The organism is Nonomuraea sp. NPDC050451, from assembly GCF_044458585.1.
The window spans coordinates 1-17,194 of the sequence record NZ_JBITHZ010000012.1 but is presented as its reverse complement, the minus strand read 5'-3'; the positions used below and the strand labels follow the sequence as shown (position 1 = coordinate 17,194).

Genomic DNA, 17,194 nt, shown 5'->3' with positions numbered 1-17,194 from the left:
GCTTATACGGCGAGGCTGTCGTACGGCTGCGAGCTCTCCTCGACGGGCCGGCGCCGGATGCACACGAGGTGGACCGTCGCGGCGAGTGCTGCTGAGGCGACGGTGACGAGCCCGAGCGGGGCGGCGTCGCCGGCGCCGCCGAGGCCGACGAGGGGCGCGGCGAGCCCGCCGAACGCGAAACGGGCCAGCCCGAGCAGCGAGGAGGCGGTGCCGGCGATGCCGGGATAGTTCGCCAGCGCGAGGGAGGTGGTCGGCGGGGTCGTGGCCGCCACGCCGCTGACCATCGTGAACAGCGAGAGGATCACGGCGATCAGGGGCAGGTGGAGGGCGGCGGTGGCGAGCAGCCCGCCGGCGCCGACGAGGCACATCACGAGCCCGATCACCAGGGTCCGCGTCTCCGACCACCGCTCGGCGAGGCGGCCGGCGGCGAAGCCGAAGACCATGAACCCGAGGGAGTTCAGGCCGAACGCGAACGAGTACCCCTGCGGGGAGAGCCCGTAGATTCCCTGCAGGACGTACGTGGCGCCGCTCAGGTAGGCGAACAGCGCGGCGTTCACGAACCCGGTGACGAGCACGGCGCCGAGGAACACGCGGTCGCCGAGCAGCCGGCGGAAGTCGCGCCCGGTCCGCGCGAGCCCGCCGGCGACCCGCTCGGGCGGGGGCAGCGTCTCACGGAAGACGACGAGAGCGGCGACCAGGATCGCCGCGCCGACCGCGGACAGGAACAGGAAGATGCCCCGCCAGTCGGTGACGGAGGCGAGTTGCCCGCCGATCACCGGACCGACGATGGCGGCGAGTCCGCCGATCACGGTCAGGCGGCCGTAGTACCGGACGAGCCTGCCGCCGGAGTAGACGTCGCGGCCCGCGGCCTGCGCGATCACGATGCCCACCCCGCCGGCGAGTCCTTGGACGAACCGCGCGGCGACGAGCGTCTCGATGGCCGGGCTGAGGGCGCACAGCGCCGAGGTGAGGATGTAGGCGACGACGCCGGCCAGGAGCGGGCGGCGGCGGCCGAACCGGTCGGACAGGGGCCCGGCGACGATCTGGCCGAGGGCCAGGCCGAGCAGGCACGCCGTGACGGTCAGCTGCGCGGCCGACGTCGCCGACCGCAGCTCGGCGGTGAGCGCGGGGAGTACGGGCAGGTAGAGGTCCATGGAGATCGGACCGAAGATCGTCAGCAGGCCGAGGACGACCGCCAGCGGGCGGCCGATGACCTGTTCGCGTCGGGGCATGGTGGCTTGGGATTCCTGTCGGGGGTCGATGCGAGCCGGTGCGTAGTTGTCCATGACACCCCGACCGCTCCTGACCAGGGAGTTCTTGATGAAAGGTGTACTGGCAGGGCATCCCGGCGCGGGGGCCGCGGAGCGTACGGTCGAAAGGTGGACAATCGACAGGAAGTTCGTGAGTTCCTCGTCTCGCGGCGCGCGAAGATAACGCCGGAGCAGGCCGGGCTGCCTTCCGGGACCAACCGCCGGGTCCCCGGACTACGCCGGAGCGAGGTCGCCGCGCTGGCCGACGTGAGCATCGAGTACTACTCGAAACTCGAGCGAGGCGCCCTCGCCGGAGTGTCGCCCAGCGTGCTGGAGGCCATCGCCCGCGCGCTCCAGCTCGACGAGGCCGAACGTGCGCACCTGTTCAATCTGGCCCAGACCGCAAGCAGATCGAGCGCGATCGTACGGCCCCGGCGGCGTCCGGCGAAGCAGTGGACCCCGCGCCCGAGCCTGCAGTGGACCCTCGACGCCGTCACCGAAGGCCCCGCCTTCGTCCGGAACGGCCGGATGGATCTCCTGGCCGCCAACCGGCTCGCGCGAGCCTTCTACGCCGACGTCTACGCCGATCCGCAGCGCCCCGCGAACATCGCCCGGTTCACCTTCCTCGACCCCAGAGCCCACCGGTTCTACCCGGACTGGGGCCCTGCCGCCGACACCTGCGTCGCCATCCTCCGCACGGAGGCCGGTCGCGACCCGCACGACAAGGAACTCCACGACCTGGTCGGCGAGCTGTCGACCCGCAGCGACGAGTTCCGCAGACGGTGGGGCGCCCACAACGTGCGCCACCACGGCAGCGGCACGAAGAACTTCCACCACCACATCGTCGGCGACCTCACCCTCGCCTACGAGGGCCTGGAGATGGCCGCCGAACCCGGTCTCACCCTCACCGTCTACGCCGCCGAGCCCGGCTCGCCGTCCGAGGAGGGGCTGCGCCTGCTCGCGTCGTGGGCCGCCTCGCAGGAGGCGGACTCCACCCTGCAGCCGCAACCGGCCGATTGACGCCGGACTTCGGCCGCCCGGCCGGTGCCACGGTCAGGAGCCGGTCCGGGTGCTGACGCGCGGGCCGTTGTACTCGGTGTCGGTGACGTGTTCCCGCCAGGTGGCGTCGTCGCCTTCCCACATCGCGAGGTGGATCATGAACCGGTCCGGGGCGGCGCCGTGCCAGTGCTCCTCGCCCGGCGGCGTGTAGACGATGTCGCCGGGATGGGCCTCGATGATCTCGCCGCCGCGCGACTGGATCAGCGCGACGCCCTCGACGATGTACAGCGTCTGGCCCAGGCTGTGCGAGTGCCAGGCGGTACGGGCACCGGGCGCGAACCTGACCATGTTCGCCCGCGCGCGGGAGGGGTCCTCGCCCCGTTGGATTACGTCGGCCCAGGCGTCGCCGGTGAACCACTCGGCGGGCAGCTTGGTGGTCGGCGGCTGCTTCAAGATCTTCATGGATGTCTCCTGTGACAGGTCCGGGCGCGTACGCCCCCGACGGCGAACGCGCCCCATCGCCCATGAAACGCCTGGTCAAGCGCGCGTGACAGGCTCTGGTGTACCACGTACCCGCAGACCACCCCTGGCCGCGACCGGTTCGCTCGATGGGGCTGTCAAGAATTCGTGACCTTGCGCAGCCGTTCCAGCGCGTCCGGATCGCTCAGCGCCGATCCCACGGCCACTCCCCTGCAGCCCGCGGCCAGGAAGGCGGCCGCGTTGCCCGCGTCGACACCTCCGGTCGCGACGAAACGGACGCCGGGGAACGGCGCGAGCTGCGCCTTTATCCAGTCGGGCCCGAGCTGCGCGGCGGGGAACGCCTTCAGCCAGGTGAAGCCGTGGGCCAGGGCGGCGGCGATCTCCGTGGACGTGGCCACGCCCGGCAGGTGCGGCAGCCCGAGCCGCAGCGACTCCGCCACGACCTCGGGGTGGAGCCCGGGCGCGACGGTGAAGGCGGCGCCCAGCTCGCTGACGGCGGTCAGCTGCTCGGCCGTGGTCACCGTTCCTGCTCCGACGCTCTTGCCGTTGGCCCGGGCGGCGTCCAGCGCCGCACGCAGGGACGGCAGCGCGTCGGGCGCCTGCACGGGCACCTCGATGAGCTCGACGCCGAACGCCCAGGCGCGCTCGCACATGGCCACGGTGGCCACGGGGTCGAGATTGCGGAAAATGCCCAGGATCGGGCATCGGCCGAGATTAGTGTCGAAGAAGTCAGCGGCGTCCATAGCGGTCTCCTCCCCAGCCCAGACTCTTGGAGATCTCGTGGGCCGCGTCGCGCAGGTCGTCGATGTACGCGCGCAGCTCTTCCAGTGGTACGACCGCTCGCAGAGCGGTGATCGAGATGCCGTGCGTGACCTTGCCCCGGGCGTCGAAGACCGGGAGCGCCACGCAGTTGATGTAGTCCTCGTGCTCGCCGTCGTCCTCGGCCCAGCCTCGTTCCCTGGTCAGGGCGAGCTCGGCCTCGAGCGCCTCGGCGGTGGTGATCGTCGTCGGGGTGAAGCGGGTGAACGTGGTGCGCTCCATGACCCGCGCCCAGGTCCTGGCGTCCTGGTAGGCGAGGATGACCTTGGCGACGGCGGCGGTGTGCGGCTGGGCGGGCAGCCCGATGCGCGAGCCCATGGACACGGTGCCCCGGCCGTCGATCTTGTCCACGTAGATGACCTGGTCCCCGACCAGCTCTCCCAGGTGGACCGTCTGGCCGTAGCGCTCGCTCAGGCCGTGCAGGATCGGGTGCGCGAGCGAGCGGGCCTCGACCTGGTCGAGCGCGAGCTGGCCGAGCGCGATGAGCTGGAAGCCCATGCCGTACATGCCGCCGGGGACACGCCGTACGAAACCGCCCTCCTCCAGCGTCTGCAGCAGGCGCAGCGCGGTGGACTTGTGGACGCCGAGGTGCTCGGCGATCTCGCCCAGCGTGCGGTGACGTACGGAGACGAACCCGACGATGTCAATGGCCCGTGCGACGGTCTGCGACATGCTGGTGTGCTCCTTGTTCGAGCAACGAGACGATCTCGCCGGCGGGAGGAAGATCGGCCAGGTCGGCCGGGGACATCAGGACGCGGGAGGCCGCGTAGTGTCCCAGCCGCAGGCGGGTGAGCTCGTCCCGGCCGTCGAGGAACCCGCTCAGCCAGCCGGCCGCGAAGGCGTCGCCCGCGCCGACGGCGTCGAGCACCTCGACCGGCGTCGACGGCGCTCGATGGACGCCCGCCGGGGTGAAGGCGACCGCCTCGATCGCGGCGTCCTTGACGATCAGGTACGGGGGCCGGTCGATGAGCCGGCGCACGCTCTCGGCGTCGGAGGTGCCCCACAGCGCCGCCGCCTCGTCGCGACCGACGAAGACGATGTCGGCGCGCTGTGCCAGCTCCAGGAGCACGGCCGGGGCGTCGGCGTCCTTCCACAGGCTCGGCCGGTGGTTGACGTCGAAGCTGACCGCGGCCGGTCCGAGCGGCCGGTCGAACACGATGTGCCTGGTCAGCTCCAGGCACTGCGGGGAGATGGCCGCGGTGATGCCGGAGATGTGCGTAACCCTGGACGGCCGGGCGGCCCAGCCCGCGACCTCTGCCACGGTCATGGCCGAGGCGGCCGAGCCGCGCCGGTAGTAGTAGACGCGGGTGCCCGAGGCGGTCGGGTCCTTGAAGTAGACAGCGGTGGGCCGCTCGTCGTCGCGGCGGACCAGATCGACGTCCACGCCGTGGGCGCGCAGCGCGTCGAGGACGAGGTCACCGAGGGGGTCGCGGCCGACGGCGCTCGCCCAGGCCGTGACGTGGCCGAGCCGGGCCAGCAGCGCGGCGACGTTCGACTCCGCGCCGCCGGGGCGCAGGATGAACGCGCTGTCCCCGTCGAGGCGGCCGCCCGCTGTCGGGGTGACCATCACCATGGTCTCGCCGATCGCGAGCACGTCTGCGGGTCTCATCGGCCGCTCACCCTCCGCCCACGTGACCACTCGCACGAAGGCACTCCCTATTGCAAATGTTGCAACGCCTATGCTGCATTTGCAATATATCCGATAAGCCGGACGTCTCGAAGGAGTGGGGTGGAGATCATCCGGGTCGCCCCATCACAGCCGGAAGGCGTCCCGGGACGTGGCCGCCGTCCGGCGTCACTTGGCGGGGGCACCCTCACCCTGGAGGTACGCCCGGTAGGTGTCGAGCAGCGGGTCGCCGGTCTCGGACATCCACGCGAGCAGGCCCTGCCGTGCCACGTCGAGGTCCTTGCGGCGATCCGGGTCGCCGGCCAGGTCGGCCAGCGAATGCGGGTCGGCGTGCAGGTCGTAGAGCTCCTCGGGGGTCCGGTGCCGGTAGAAGCGGGCGCGCTCGGCGAGCCGCTCGTCGCCGGAGGCGAGCATCGCCGGCCAGGTGCGTCCCATCATGTTCTCGGCCCGGTACTCCCGGGTGCCGTCGGACCACTCGTTCCAGATGTAGCCGAAGCGGTCGTCCTGCCGGCACCGCATCTCGTACCGGCCCTTCGCCGCCGTCTCGTGGAACACCGTGAACATCGCGTCCCGGCCGTCCTGGGGCTCCCCGCGCAGCAGCGGGAGCATGGTCCGCCCGTCCAGTCCGGCCGGTCCGGGCAGGCCCGCCGCCGCGCAGAACGTGGGGAACAGATCGATCATCGACACGAACGCGCTGTTCTCGCGCCCGCCCGGGCGGGTCACCCCGGGCCAGCGGACGATCAGCGGCGTCCGGCTGCTCTGCAGGTAGCAGTTCGCCTTGGCGAACGGCACGGCGATCCCGTTGTCCGACAGGAACACCACCAGGGTCTCCCCGGCGGCGCCGGCCTCGTCCAGCGCGCGCAGCACCTCGGCGACCACGTCGTCGCAGCGGCGGGACGAGCTCAGGTACTCGCGGTACTCCCACGCCACCTCCGGCAGGTCGGGGAGGAAACCGGGCACGCCTCCGACGTCGTCCGCCGGCCCGAAGACCTTCGACGGGGCCGGGTAGGAGGCCCGGGCCTCGGCCGGGAACCGGTCCAGCTCGTCCTGGCTGCCGGAGTACGGGCGATGCGGGTCGTGCGCGTTGGCCATGAGGAACCAGGGCCGGCCCCGCGCGGCCGCCTCCTCCATGAACCGCCGCGACGCCTCGCCGTAGGCGCGCGGATCGCGCCCCATCCCGAGCTCGCGCATGCCGCGCGCGTAGTCCCAGCCGAACGCCTCCACCGGCTGCAGATGCTCCACCTTGCCGAGGATGCCCGACACGTACCCGGCCTCGCGCAGGACCCGGGTGAGCACCGGCACTCCGTCGGCGATCGGCTCGAAGCCCTGCGCGCCGTTGCGGTGCGGCCAGCGACCGGTCATGATCGCGGAACGGCTGGGCTGGCACACCGCGATGGCCACGTGCGCGCGCCCGAAGGTCATCCCCTCGGCGGCCAGCCGGTCCAGGGCGGGGGTCACCTCCGCCGGGCCGCCGAAGCAGCCCGGGGTGTCGCCGCCCATGTCGTCCGCGGTGATCAGCAGGATGTTCGGTGGCATGCGGTCTCCTCAGCGGCCGGCCGCGGCGACTCTGCGTTCCCACATGGCGTGCCGCTCGGGCGTCCAGGCGGCCTCCGCGGCGTGCCACGAGACCGGCGTGGCACCGGTGGCGGTGGACAGCCGCTCCGCCAGGTCGTCCGCGAGGTGGGCCCGGCCGGTGGCGCGCAGGTGCTCCATGTAGCGGACCGGGTCGTTGTAGTAGGTCGGCCCGACCTGCAGCGTCGTCTGCATGGGGTCGGGCAGCGCGCCCGGCCGGCCCGCGTAGGTGTGCCACCATTCCGAGAGGTACGTACGCATCTGCGCCGCCAGCTCCGGCTCCTTCTCGATCAGATCGGTGGTGAGATGCGGGTCGGCGGTGACGTGGAACAGCTGCTCCCACTCGGCGCGGAAGCTGCCCGGATGGTAGGTCCGCATGTAGAGATGGTCGCGGGTGCGGACCGCCCGCTGGTAGGTGTGCGCCCCGTGGCCGAGCACCAGGTACGGGCGCGACGGGATGGCGGAGCCGCGTACCGCGTCGGCGAACGAGGCGCCCTGCCAACCGCCCGGGATCGGGACATCGAGCAGGTCGCACAGCGTGGGGGCGAGGTCGATGTTGTACAGCAGGGCGTCGCAGCGGCGCGCGTCCTCGGGCAGGTCGTCGGTGACGCCGGGCCAGTAGACGACCAGCGGCACCCGGTGGACCGGCTCGTTGGCGTGCCCGTGCTCGGCGTAGGAGCCGTTCTCACCGAAGGACTCCCCGTGATCGGCGCTCACGATGATCGCGGTCTCGCCCGCGATGCCGAGCTCCTCCAGCGTGGCCAGCAGCTCGCCGAACAGGCTGTCCCAGTACATGATCGTGCCGTCGAACCCGTTGATGAGGTGCTCGAAGTCCGCGCGGGTGCGGATGGCCTCCGGCATGTTGTGCGGGACCGGGGAGCTGCGCGGCAGGGCCGAGTAGTGCAGGTCGAGGGCGCTGCGCGGCCCGTAGACCTCCGCGTGGCCGTCGATGGCCTCCTGGTCCGGCCAGGCCGGGGGCGGCCCGGAGGCGGCCGCCTTCTCGGTCCAGCCCGGCTCGGTCAGGTACGGCGTGTGCGGCTCCCAGTAGGTCAGGTGCAGGTACCAGTCGTCCTCGTGCGCGTGGCGGCGGATCCAGTCCAGCCCGACCCGGTTGATGTCACGCCCGTCCTCGTCGTTGATCTCGTTGCTGGCCCGGATCGATTCGCGGAAGTTGCCCAGGAAGTAGTAGGCCCGGTGCCGCTCGGCGAACATCGACACGGCGGCCGTGTAGTAGCCGTGCGCACCCAGCCGCTGGCCGAGCAGCGGGCGTTCCGGATGGTTGCCGTGGCCCGAGTCGAGGCGGAACCTGGCGGCCTCGCCGAAGTGCCCGACGACGCCGTTCGTGATGCCGAACTGCCCGCTGGTCAGCGCGGTGCGCGAGGGCAGGCAGGGCGAGTCGGAGCAGTAGTAGCGCTCGAACACCACGCCCTTGTCGGCCAGTGCCTGCAGGTTCGGCGTGGTGGGCCGCTGGTAGCCGTAGGGTTGCGTGTGGTCGGCTCGGAGCGTGTCGACGTCGATGTAGATGACGCGCATGGGAACCCTTCGTGTGTCGGTCAGTCGAGATCGCGGGCGCAGCGGAAGCCGGTGTTGCCCCCGGAGCTGTCCGGCGTGTTGTGCGAGCGGGCGGCGACCCGGTAGCGGTTGCAGTAGGAGTCGTGGCAGAGGTACGAGCCGCCGCGCGTCACCCGGTCGGTGCCCGAACGCGGGCCGACCGGGTTTCGCTCCTGGGCGGGGTGATCGGTCCCCCACCAGTCGGCGCACCACTCCCAGACGTTGCCCGCCATGTTGTGCAGGCCGAAGTCGTTGGGCGGGAACGCGTGCGCCGGCGCGGTCCCCGCGTAGCCGTCCTCGGCCGTGTTCGTGACCGGGAAGCGGCCCTGCCAGATGTTGGCCATGTGCCTGCCGCCGGGGGTGAGCTCGTCGCCCCACGGGTAGCGCCGCTGGTCGTGGCCGCCTCGCGCGGCGTACTCCCACTCCGCCTCGGTCGGCAGCCGCTTGCCGGCCCAGCGGGCATAGGCGTCGGCGTCGTGCCAGGACACGTGGACGACCGGATGATCGCCGCGGTCGTCCAGGCCGCTCCCCGGTCCTTCGGGATGGCGCCAGTCCGCTCCCCGGACGGCCGCCCACCACGGGGTGACCTCGGGCCGCGGCGAGATCCGGCGCAGCTCCCGGTTCAGGAAGCGGACGAACACGTAGGACCAGCCGATCCGTTCGGTCTCCGTGACGTAGCCCGTCTCGGCCACGAATCCCGAAAAATCATCGTTCGTCACTGCGCAGCGGTCGATGAGGAACGGCGAGAGCTCCACCGTGCGGACCGGGCCCTCACCGTCGGAGGGGAAGCCCTCGGCGCCGTCGCTGCCCATCCGGAAGCGCCCGCCGGGAAGCCGCGCCATTCCGACGTCGGATCCGCGCCCCGCCCGCAGGGGCTGCGCCGCCGCCGTCGACGCGCCGGACGACGGCCGGCCTGGGGTGCAACAGCCGCTCATACGCCCTCCTGCGTCGGTCGCATGAGCGACAGCCGGCCGTGTTCGATTAGTCGCTCGCTTCGCTCGCTCATGCCACCGCTCCAGTGGCGGCCGGATCTCCGGCGAAGTGGCACGCGGCCGGCTGCCCCGTGGCGGCGGGCGTGCGCTCCGGCGCCTGCTCGACACAGACCGTACGGCCCGGGCGCTTCAGCGGCCCGATCGGGCAGCGGGTGCGGAACCGGCATCCGGTCGCCCGGTCGGCGTCGCCGATCTCGACGAACCGGCCCCGATGCGGGCCGATCCCGAGGCCGCCACGTTGATGCCGACAATGGCCGACGCCGCGCGGCGACAGCTCCGGCGCCTCCTGCGCGCAGACGTCCTCGCTCAGGCGGAAGGGACGACCTTTCGGCAGGTGGGCGGGGTCGGGGGGAGCGCCGGGGATGGAGGGCAGGCGCCGCCCCGCGGACGACGCCGGCAGGGCTCGGAGAGTTGGACGGCTTCGTGCGCCTGTACGCATGGTGGAACTCCTCGTGAAGCCGGGGACGGCGCCGCCTGCGCATGCGTCGTCATGCCGGCTGACGCGCGGGACCGGCGCCGGGGGTGTTTCTGGAAGGTCAGGCCTTCGGGATCGCTTCGAGCCGCAGCAGACTCGTCTCGAAGAGCTCGCACATGTCGGTCGTGGGGTCACGGAGCCACTGCAGCTGCAGGCCGTTCATCAGAGAGACCAGCTCGGCGGCCGTGGCGGCCGGATCGAGGGACGGGGACATGCGCCCCTTCTCCTGGTCGGCGATGATCAGCCGGGCGATCCGGTCCCGGACTCGCTGGTTGCGCTGGTAGAAGAAGTCGTGAGCCGGGTGCGCCGGGTTGAGGCTCTCGGCCGCCTGGACGGTGAACAGCCGGACGAGGCCGGGTTGGGTCTCGTTGCGACGGCAGAACGCCATCAGCCATTCCCTGGTGGTGACCTCCACCCCCTGGAACTGCGCTTCGACGTGCTGCTCGTCTTGGAGGTCGCGCTGCTGGAGCACCGCGAGGATGAGGGATTCCTTGCTGTCGAAGTGATGCAGCAGGCCCGGCTGGGAGACCCCGACCTTCTGGGCCACTTCGGCCAGGCTCGTGCCCCGGAAGCCCGCGACGGCGAACGCGTCCGCGGCGACGGCGAGGATCTGCTCCCGTCGCGCGGCGGCCGGGCGGCGGACCCGGCTGCTCTCCGCTCGTGCCATGCGTATCTCCCCTTCGGCGCCCGCTGCTCCGGTTACTCGTAACTTACCGAGTACTCGGTAGGTAAGAAACCCCTACCTTTCAGTAACTTACTGCAGCAACGCGTCGCTGAGCTCGGCGGGCGCGTCGGTGTCCCGCAGCAGCTCGACCAGGAGGCGGATCATCCGGGCCTTCAGCGCGTCGTCCCACCAGTTCGGCGTCGCGCAACTCCTCGGGGCGGAAGCGGGCCATCATGCGCGTGGGCGTCAGCGTGAACAGCGGGCCGTTGTCGGGAGTGCGAACCATTCGAGCAGCGTCGACCGGAAGTCGATCGTCTGCACCAGCGCCGAACGGCGCTCGCCCGCCGCGCAGACCGGAGCCGCGCGAAATTCGGGGCGTGTACGCCCCACCCCGCCGTCATGGCAACCCCGGCCCGATGCCCGGGCCGGGGTTCGAGGGTCCTACTTGAGGCTGTCCGGGACGCCGGACTTGTCGCCGAGGCCGACGAGGTAGTCCGCGTACTCCTTCACGTTGTCCTTCTTGACGAGCTTGCCCTGCAGCGTCTCGTCGGCCTGCACCTGCTTGCCGCCCAGGACGTCGGAGGCCAGCGAGACCACCTTCTGCCCGAGCGCGAACGGCGACTCGGCGTTCGTGGCGTACATCTCGCCCGCCGCGACGGCGGCCAGCGCGTCGGCGATGCCGTCGTTGCCGACGACCTTGACCTTGCCCACCAGGTTGCGGGCCTTGAGCGCGGACAGCACGCCCATCGCCATCTCGTCGTTGGCCGCGTACACGCCGTCGATGTCGGGGTTGGCCTGCAGCACGTTCGTCATCACGTTCAGGGCCTTGGCCCGGTCGAAGTCGGCCGCCTGCGTGGCGACGACCTTGATGTCCTTGTGCGTGGCGATCTGCTGCTGGAAGCCCTTGCTGCGGTCCTGGGCCACGTTGGTGCCGAGGATGCCCTGGATCTCGACGACCTTGCCCTTGCCGCCGACGGCCTCGGCCAGCGCGTCGGCCGCGTTCTTGCCGGCCTGGACGGCGTCGTAGCCGACGAACGTGGCCAGCTTGCCGCCGGACGGCTTGCGGTCGAAGGCCATCACGGGGATGCTCGCCGAGTTCGCCTGGGTGACGGAGCTGCTGGCCGACTGGCTGCCCACCGGGTCGAGGATGAGGATCCCGGTCTGCTTGGAGATGGCGGTCGTCGCCTGGTTGAGGAAGGTGGCGTCGGAGTTGTCGGCGTTCTGCACGTTCAGGGTGATGCCGCTCTTGGCGGCCTGGGCCTCGGCGCCGTCCTTCACGCTGATGAAGAACGGGTTGCCGAGCGTGCTCATGATGATCGTGGCGTCCTTCTTGCCGGACGCCTGGGGGGCGCCCGTGGTCGCCTCCTCGCCGCCCCGGCTGCAGGCGGTCAGGGAGACGGCGGCCAGGGCGGCGACGGCGATGAGCTTGCGGGGAGTGCGCATGGATCTTTCCTTTAGATGTGCTGGGCGAGTTCTGGGGTACGGACGGGGGATTCGGCCCTGCGCGGCACGAGCCTGCGCAGGATGTCCACGTTGCGGTCGAGGAAGACGGCCAGGAGGATGACCAGGCCCTTCACCACGTCCTGCAGGAACGGGGAGACGTCGAGCAGGTTCATCCCGTTGTCGATGACGCCGAGCACGAGCGCTCCGACGAGGGTGCCGAGCAGGGTGCCGCGACCGCCGGCGAGGCTGGTGCCGCCGATGATGACGGCCGCGATCGCGTCCAGCTCCAGGCCGGCGCCGGCGGTCGGTTGGGCCGTGGACAGCCGGGCGGTGATGATGAACCCCGCCAGGGACGCCAGCACGCCGCTGATGACGAAGGCGAGGATCTTGACGCGGTGCACCCTGATGCCGGACAGCCGCGCGGCCTCGACGTTGTCGCCGGTGGCGTAGACGTAGCGGCCGAAGCGGGTGCGCGCCAGGACGTACCCGAAGATCCCGAACGCCACCAGCATGATCCACACCGGCACCGGCACGCCCGCGAACCTCGCCTGCCCGATCCCCTGGAAGTCGTAGTCCGTCACCGGGATCGGGTTGCCCGAGGTGATGTGCAGGGTGAGCCCCGCGAACACCGACATCGTGGCCAGCGTCGCGATGAACGACGGCATCCTGGTCCTGGTCACGAGCAAGCCGTTGACCAGCCCGATGGCCGCGCCGGTCGCCAGGCCCGCGGCCAGCGCGGGGATCAGCCCGTACGTGCCGAGCGTCAGGGCGGTGACGACGGCGGAGAAGCCGAGCGCCGAGCCCACGGACAGGTCGATCTCGGCAAGGATGATCACATATGTCTGCCCGGCCGCGAGCAGCGCGGCGACGGAGGTCGCGAGCGCGACGTTGAGCAGGTTCGTCGGGGTGAGGAAGACCGGCGAGGCCACCGAGAGGACGATCCCTACCAGGAGGAGCATCCACACCGCGCGCAGCCGGCCCGCGACGGTCTTGAGCTTCGAGGTCATGCGGCACCTACCAGTGCGTGCTTGAGGATGGACTGCTCGTCGAGGTCGTCGCCGGTCAGCTCGGCGACGAGCCGTCCCTCGCGCATCACGACCACGCGGTCGGACATGGCGACGAGTTCCGGCAGGTCGGAGCTCACGAGCAGGACGGCGACGCCGTCCGCGGTGAGCTGGTTGATGATCCGGTAGATCTCGGTCTTGGCCCCGACGTCCACGCCGCGGGTCGGCTCGTCCATGAGCAGCACCCGCGGCCGGGTCATCACCCACTTGGCGAACAGGGCCTTCTGCTGGTTACCGCCGGACAGCGAGCTGACCGCGATCGACGGGGAGGCGGCGCGCACCCGCAGCTCCGAGATGACCGCGCCGGTGGCCGCGCGCTCCTTGCCACGCCGTACGACGCCGCTCCCGGAGCTGAACTCGCGCAGCGAGGCCAGCGACACGTTCGACTCGACCGACTGGCCCATGCACAGGCCCTCCGCCTGCCGGTCGGGCGACAGGTAGGCGATCCGGCTGCCGATCGCGTCCTGGACGCTCGCGACGCGTACGCCGGAGCCGTCCACGAGCACGGACCCGCCGGTCAGCGGCTGCAGGCCGAACAGCGCGCGCAGCAGGTCGCTGCGCCCGCAGCCGACCACGCCGCCGATGCCGACCACCTCGCCGGCCCTGACCTGCAGATCGATGTCGTGGAAGCGCGAGCCGCCCCCGCCGCGCACCTCCAGCACGACCTCGTCCCGGGCGTTGCGCTCCTTGGGGTAGAAGTCGTCCACGGCGTCGCCGACCATGGCGGTGACGACCTCGGCAGGGGTGAGCCGCTCGGTGGGGGCGTCGAGCGTGACCCGGCCGTCGCGCAGCACGACGATGCGGTCCGAGAGGGCGAAGACCTCGTCCAGCCGGTGGCTGATGTAGATCACCGAGACGCCGGCCTCGCGCAGCCGGTTCACCTGGGCGAAGAGCTGCTCGGACTCCTGCTCGTCGAGCGCCGCGGTCGGCTCGTCGAGGATGATCAGCCGCAGCTCGTGCGTCATGGCCTTGGCGATCTCGAGCATCTGCCGCTCGGCCACGCTCAGCTCGCTGACCTGGCGGTGCACGTCGATCTCCATGCCGAGGCGGCGGAGCGCCTGCCTGGCCTCGGCGGCCATGCGCTGCTTGGAGACGAACAGGCGGCCGAAGACGCGCTCGCGGTCCAGCACATACATGTTCTCGGCCACGCTGAGGTGCGGGAACAGGTTCTGCTGGAACTCCTGGTAGATGACCTCGATGCCCTGCGCCATCGCGGCCTGCGGGTCCTTGAACACCGTCGCGGTCCCGTCGATCAGCAGCCGCCCCGAGTCGGGCTGGTGCGCGCCGGAGATCACCCGGGTGAGCGTGGACTTGCCCGCCCCGTTCTCCCCGATGAGCGCCACGACCTCGCCGGGACCGACGTCGAAGCTGACGCCGCGCAGGACGCTGTTGTCGCCGAAGGACTTGCGCACATCGGCCAGCTGGAGATGCATGCCAGGCTCCCGATCAGTACACGACGCCCGCGGTGAGCAGGACGTTGGCGTACGGGGTGAACTCGCCGGAGCGCACGGCCGCCCTGGCCCCTGCGGTGGCCCGCTTGAACTCGGTGTGCGGCAGGAACTCCAGCGTCAGGCCGAGCCGGTCGAACCGCTCCTCGATCGCGGCCAGCATGTCCGGGCTGTGCTGCTTGATCTCCTCGGACAGCAGCACGCCCTCCACGGCCACCTCGTCGAGCACCACGTCCAGCAGGTCGAGGAAACGCGGCAGGTTCTCCCTGACGGCCAGGTCCACGCGTTCCACCTCCCTCGGGATGGGCAGGCCCGCGTCGGTGACGACGATCGTGTCCGTGTGGCCGAGCTCGGAGATGACGCGGGCGAGCTGGGCGTTGAGCGTCCCTTGGTTGCGCCTCATCGGGTGGCTCCTTCCATGGAGGTGTTGACCAGTGGCTCGACCTCGTCCCTGCCGGGGAGCGAGGGGCTGGCTCCCGCCTTGGTGGTGGCCAGGGCGCCGGCCGCCATGCCGTACTGGATGGCGGTGTCCACGTCGAGGCCGGCGGCGAGGGCGCCGCCGAAGAAGCCGGTGAACGCGTCGCCGGCCGCCGTGGTGTCCACGGGCGTCACGGCGTACGCGGGGAAGTGGCGGGTGCGCTCCTTCGTGACCGACAGGGCCCCGCCCGCGCCGAGAGTGATGATCGCGTGGCGCACGCCGCGCTCCAGGAACCAGGCCGCCGCCCGCTCCGCCGACTCCAGGTCCGTGACCTGGACGCCGGTCAGCACGGTGGCCTCGCTCTCGTTCGGGGTCACGATGTCGAGGTACGGCCACACGTCGTCGGGCAACTCCTGGGCGGGCGCCGGGTCCAGGACCACGGTCAGCCCGGCCGCCGCGCCCTCCCGCGCCGCGTGGCAGGCGACCTCCGTCCGGATCTCGAGCTGGAGCAGGAGGACGCCGACCCGGTCGCGGACGCGCTCGATGCTCTCCGTGACCATCGCCTCGTCGAGGGAGGCGTTGGCGAGCGGCGTGATGACGATGTCGTTCTCGCCCGAGGCGTCCACGCGGATGTGGGCGACGCCCGTGCGGCCCTCGACCGTGCGGACCTCGGTGAGCGTGACGCCGTGCGTCTCCAGGCCGGACAGCACGATGTCGCGGAACGGGTCCTGGCCCACGCAGGCGGCCATCCAGGTCGGCGCGCCCGAGTGGGCGGCGGCCACCGCCTGGTTCGCGCCCTTGCCGCCGAGCACGAGGGTGAAGTCGTCACCGAGCACGGTCTCACCGCGCCGCGGCAGCCGCCGGCTGAACGCCGTGACGTCCGCGGTGATGCTCCCGACGACGAGAACACCGGTGGGTTCCATGGGGGTTCCTCCAGATTCGGGGATGGGTGACCCGAGGGCACGGCCCATGTGCCGTGTCCTTGCGGGTGCGGGGTCGATCAGATCCCGGCGGGGTGCCAGACCGTCTTGGTCTCCATGAACGCGGTCATGCGTCTCGTCCCGCGGTCCTCTGCCGTGGTGAGCACGCGCTTGAAGTTCTCGGTCGCCGCCTGTTCGCAGGCCGGCTTCAGCTCGGGGGCCGCCACGCCGGTGAGGTCGAGCCCGTTGACGTCCATGTGCGCGGCCAGCCACGGGGCCAGCTCGGCCTGGTGCCCGGTGAGGATGTTCACCACGCCGCCCGGCAGGTCGGAGGTGGCCAGCACTTCGGCGAACGTGATCGCGGGCAGCGGCGCCCGCTCCGAGGCGACCACGACGCAGGTGTTGCCGGTGACGATCACGGGTGCGACGGCGGTGACGAGGCCGAGCAGGGGCTCGGCGGGCGCGATGACCGCGACCACCCCGACCGGTTCCGGCGAGGACAGGTTGAGGTACGGGCCCGCGACCGGGTTGGCCGTCCCGCGCACGGCGGCGATCTTGTCGGACCAGCCCGCGTACCAGACGAGCCGGTCGACGGCGGCGTCCACCTGCTCCAGCGCCTGCTTGCGCGGGCCGCCGAGCTCGTCGGCGAACTGGGCGCGGCGGCCCTCCAGCATCTCGGCGACGCGGTAGAGGATCTGTCCCCGGTTGTAGGCGGGGGCGCCCGACCAGCCGGGAAACGCCTTGCGCGCGGCCACGACCGCGTCGCGGGCGTCCTTGCGCGAGGCCCTGGCGGCGTGCTCCGTTCTCGTCACGGGGTAGGACCTCCCGCTCTCCGAGCGCGGGAACGCTCCACCGATGAAGAGCTTGTACGTTTTGCGCACGGTCACGCGTCGATCAGACATCGAGGTAGGCCTCCAATCCGTGCAAACCGCCCTCGCGGCCGTATCCGGACTCCTTGTAACCGCCGAACGGCGAGGCCGGGTCGAACTTGTTGAACGTGTTGGCCCACACCACCCCCGCACGCAACCGGTCAGCCATCCACAGGATCCGCGACCCCTTCTCCGTCCAGATCCCCGCCGACAACCCATACGGCGTGTTGTTGGCCTTCTCCACCGCCTCAGCCGGGGTCCGGAACGTCAGCACCGACAACACCGGGCCGAAGATCTCGTCCCGGGCGATCGTGTGCGACTGCGCCACCCCCGTGAAGATCGTGGGCGGGAACCAGAACCCCCGCTCGGGCAGCTCACACACCGGCGACCACCGCTCGGCCCCCTCCGACTCCCCCAGCGCCGACAGCTCCTTGATCTTGGCGAGCTGCTCGGCGGAGTTGATCGCCCCCACATCGGTGTTCTTGTCCAGCGGATCACCCACCCGCAACGTGCCCAGCCGCCGCTTCAACGCGGCCAGCAGCTCCTCCTGAACCGACTCCTGCACCAGCAGCCGCGACCCGGCGCAGCACACATGGCCCTGGT

At 71.3% G+C, this 17,194-nt stretch carries 18 protein-coding genes; 1 reads left to right on the top strand and 17 read right to left on the bottom strand.

Translation table 11 applies throughout. The annotated features are described in order from the left end of the window. Positions 1-2: 2 nt before the first annotated feature. Complete coding sequence (locus tag ACIBI9_RS32050) at positions 3-1,232, bottom strand: multidrug effflux MFS transporter (RefSeq protein ID WP_397227364.1); 1,230 nt, start codon at positions 1,230-1,232, stop codon at positions 3-5. A 147-nt stretch (positions 1,233-1,379) separates the two neighbouring features. Between ACIBI9_RS32050 and ACIBI9_RS32045 the strand changes: the two genes are divergently transcribed. Next, positions 1,380-2,270: a helix-turn-helix transcriptional regulator gene (locus tag ACIBI9_RS32045; RefSeq protein WP_397227362.1), complete on the top strand. Its 891-nt coding sequence runs from the start codon at positions 1,380-1,382 to the stop codon at positions 2,268-2,270. 33 nt (positions 2,271-2,303) lie between these two features. Here the strand turns inward: ACIBI9_RS32045 and ACIBI9_RS32040 are convergent, their stop codons facing one another. The 16 genes from ACIBI9_RS32040 to ACIBI9_RS31965 form a co-directional block, all read right to left on the bottom strand. Further along, positions 2,304-2,711, bottom strand: a complete 408-nt coding sequence (locus ACIBI9_RS32040; protein WP_397227360.1) for a cupin domain-containing protein — start codon at positions 2,709-2,711, stop codon at positions 2,304-2,306. 155 nt (positions 2,712-2,866) lie between these two features. Further along, the gene (locus tag ACIBI9_RS32035) at positions 2,867-3,472 is read right to left on the bottom strand and encodes a bifunctional 4-hydroxy-2-oxoglutarate aldolase/2-dehydro-3-deoxy-phosphogluconate aldolase (protein WP_397227358.1); all 606 of its coding nucleotides are present in this window, start codon (positions 3,470-3,472) and stop codon (positions 2,867-2,869) included. After that, positions 3,459-4,220, bottom strand: a complete 762-nt coding sequence (locus tag ACIBI9_RS32030; protein ID WP_397227356.1) for an IclR family transcriptional regulator — start codon at positions 4,218-4,220, stop codon at positions 3,459-3,461. The genes ACIBI9_RS32035 and ACIBI9_RS32030 overlap by 14 nt, the downstream gene beginning before the upstream one ends. After that, the gene (locus ACIBI9_RS32025; protein ID WP_397227354.1) at positions 4,192-5,157 is read right to left on the bottom strand and encodes a sugar kinase; all 966 of its coding nucleotides are present in this window, start codon (positions 5,155-5,157) and stop codon (positions 4,192-4,194) included. The genes ACIBI9_RS32030 and ACIBI9_RS32025 overlap by 29 nt, the downstream gene beginning before the upstream one ends. 186 nt (positions 5,158-5,343) lie before the next feature. Continuing rightward, positions 5,344-6,711, bottom strand: coding sequence for a sulfatase (locus ACIBI9_RS32020; protein WP_397227352.1), 1,368 nt, complete (start codon positions 6,709-6,711; stop codon positions 5,344-5,346). A gap of 9 nt (positions 6,712-6,720) precedes the next feature. Further along, the gene (locus ACIBI9_RS32015; RefSeq protein ID WP_397227350.1) at positions 6,721-8,280 is read right to left on the bottom strand and encodes a sulfatase; all 1,560 of its coding nucleotides are present in this window, start codon (positions 8,278-8,280) and stop codon (positions 6,721-6,723) included. Positions 8,281-8,300: 20 nt separating this feature from the next. Next, a complete protein-coding gene (locus tag ACIBI9_RS32010) occupies positions 8,301-9,233 on the bottom strand; it encodes a formylglycine-generating enzyme family protein (RefSeq protein WP_397227348.1) in 933 nt (310 codons plus the stop codon). Positions 9,234-9,300: 67 nt separating this feature from the next. Beyond that, positions 9,301-9,729, bottom strand: coding sequence for a hypothetical protein (locus ACIBI9_RS32005; protein ID WP_397227346.1), 429 nt, complete (start codon positions 9,727-9,729; stop codon positions 9,301-9,303). Between the two features lie 97 nt (positions 9,730-9,826). After that, positions 9,827-10,432 carry a TetR/AcrR family transcriptional regulator gene (locus ACIBI9_RS32000; RefSeq protein WP_397227344.1) on the bottom strand — a complete coding sequence of 202 codons (606 nt, stop codon included), beginning with the start codon at positions 10,430-10,432 and terminating at the stop codon, positions 9,827-9,829. 438 nt (positions 10,433-10,870) lie between these two features. Further along, entirely contained in the window at positions 10,871-11,872 is a 1,002-nt protein-coding gene (locus tag ACIBI9_RS31995; RefSeq protein WP_397227342.1) for a substrate-binding domain-containing protein, read from the bottom strand. 11 nt (positions 11,873-11,883) lie between these two features. Then, the gene (locus tag ACIBI9_RS31990) at positions 11,884-12,879 is read right to left on the bottom strand and encodes an ABC transporter permease (RefSeq protein ID WP_397227340.1); all 996 of its coding nucleotides are present in this window, start codon (positions 12,877-12,879) and stop codon (positions 11,884-11,886) included. Continuing rightward, positions 12,876-14,369, bottom strand: a complete 1,494-nt coding sequence (locus ACIBI9_RS31985; RefSeq protein WP_397227338.1) for a sugar ABC transporter ATP-binding protein — start codon at positions 14,367-14,369, stop codon at positions 12,876-12,878. The genes ACIBI9_RS31990 and ACIBI9_RS31985 overlap by 4 nt, the downstream gene beginning before the upstream one ends. A gap of 13 nt (positions 14,370-14,382) precedes the next feature. Next, a complete protein-coding gene (rbsD, locus tag ACIBI9_RS31980; protein ID WP_397227336.1) occupies positions 14,383-14,787 on the bottom strand; it encodes a D-ribose pyranase in 405 nt (134 codons plus the stop codon). After that, entirely contained in the window at positions 14,784-15,725 is a 942-nt protein-coding gene (locus tag ACIBI9_RS31975; protein ID WP_364257649.1) for a ribokinase, read from the bottom strand. Before ACIBI9_RS31975 ends, rbsD begins: the two co-directional genes overlap by 4 nt. A 77-nt stretch (positions 15,726-15,802) precedes the next feature. Beyond that, positions 15,803-16,624, bottom strand: coding sequence for an aldehyde dehydrogenase family protein (locus ACIBI9_RS31970; protein WP_397227334.1), 822 nt, complete (start codon positions 16,622-16,624; stop codon positions 15,803-15,805). Then, a partial coding sequence (locus ACIBI9_RS31965) for an aldehyde dehydrogenase family protein (RefSeq protein WP_397227332.1) occupies positions 16,617-17,194 on the bottom strand: 578 nt, incomplete at its 5' end. The genes ACIBI9_RS31970 and ACIBI9_RS31965, both read right to left, overlap by 8 nt.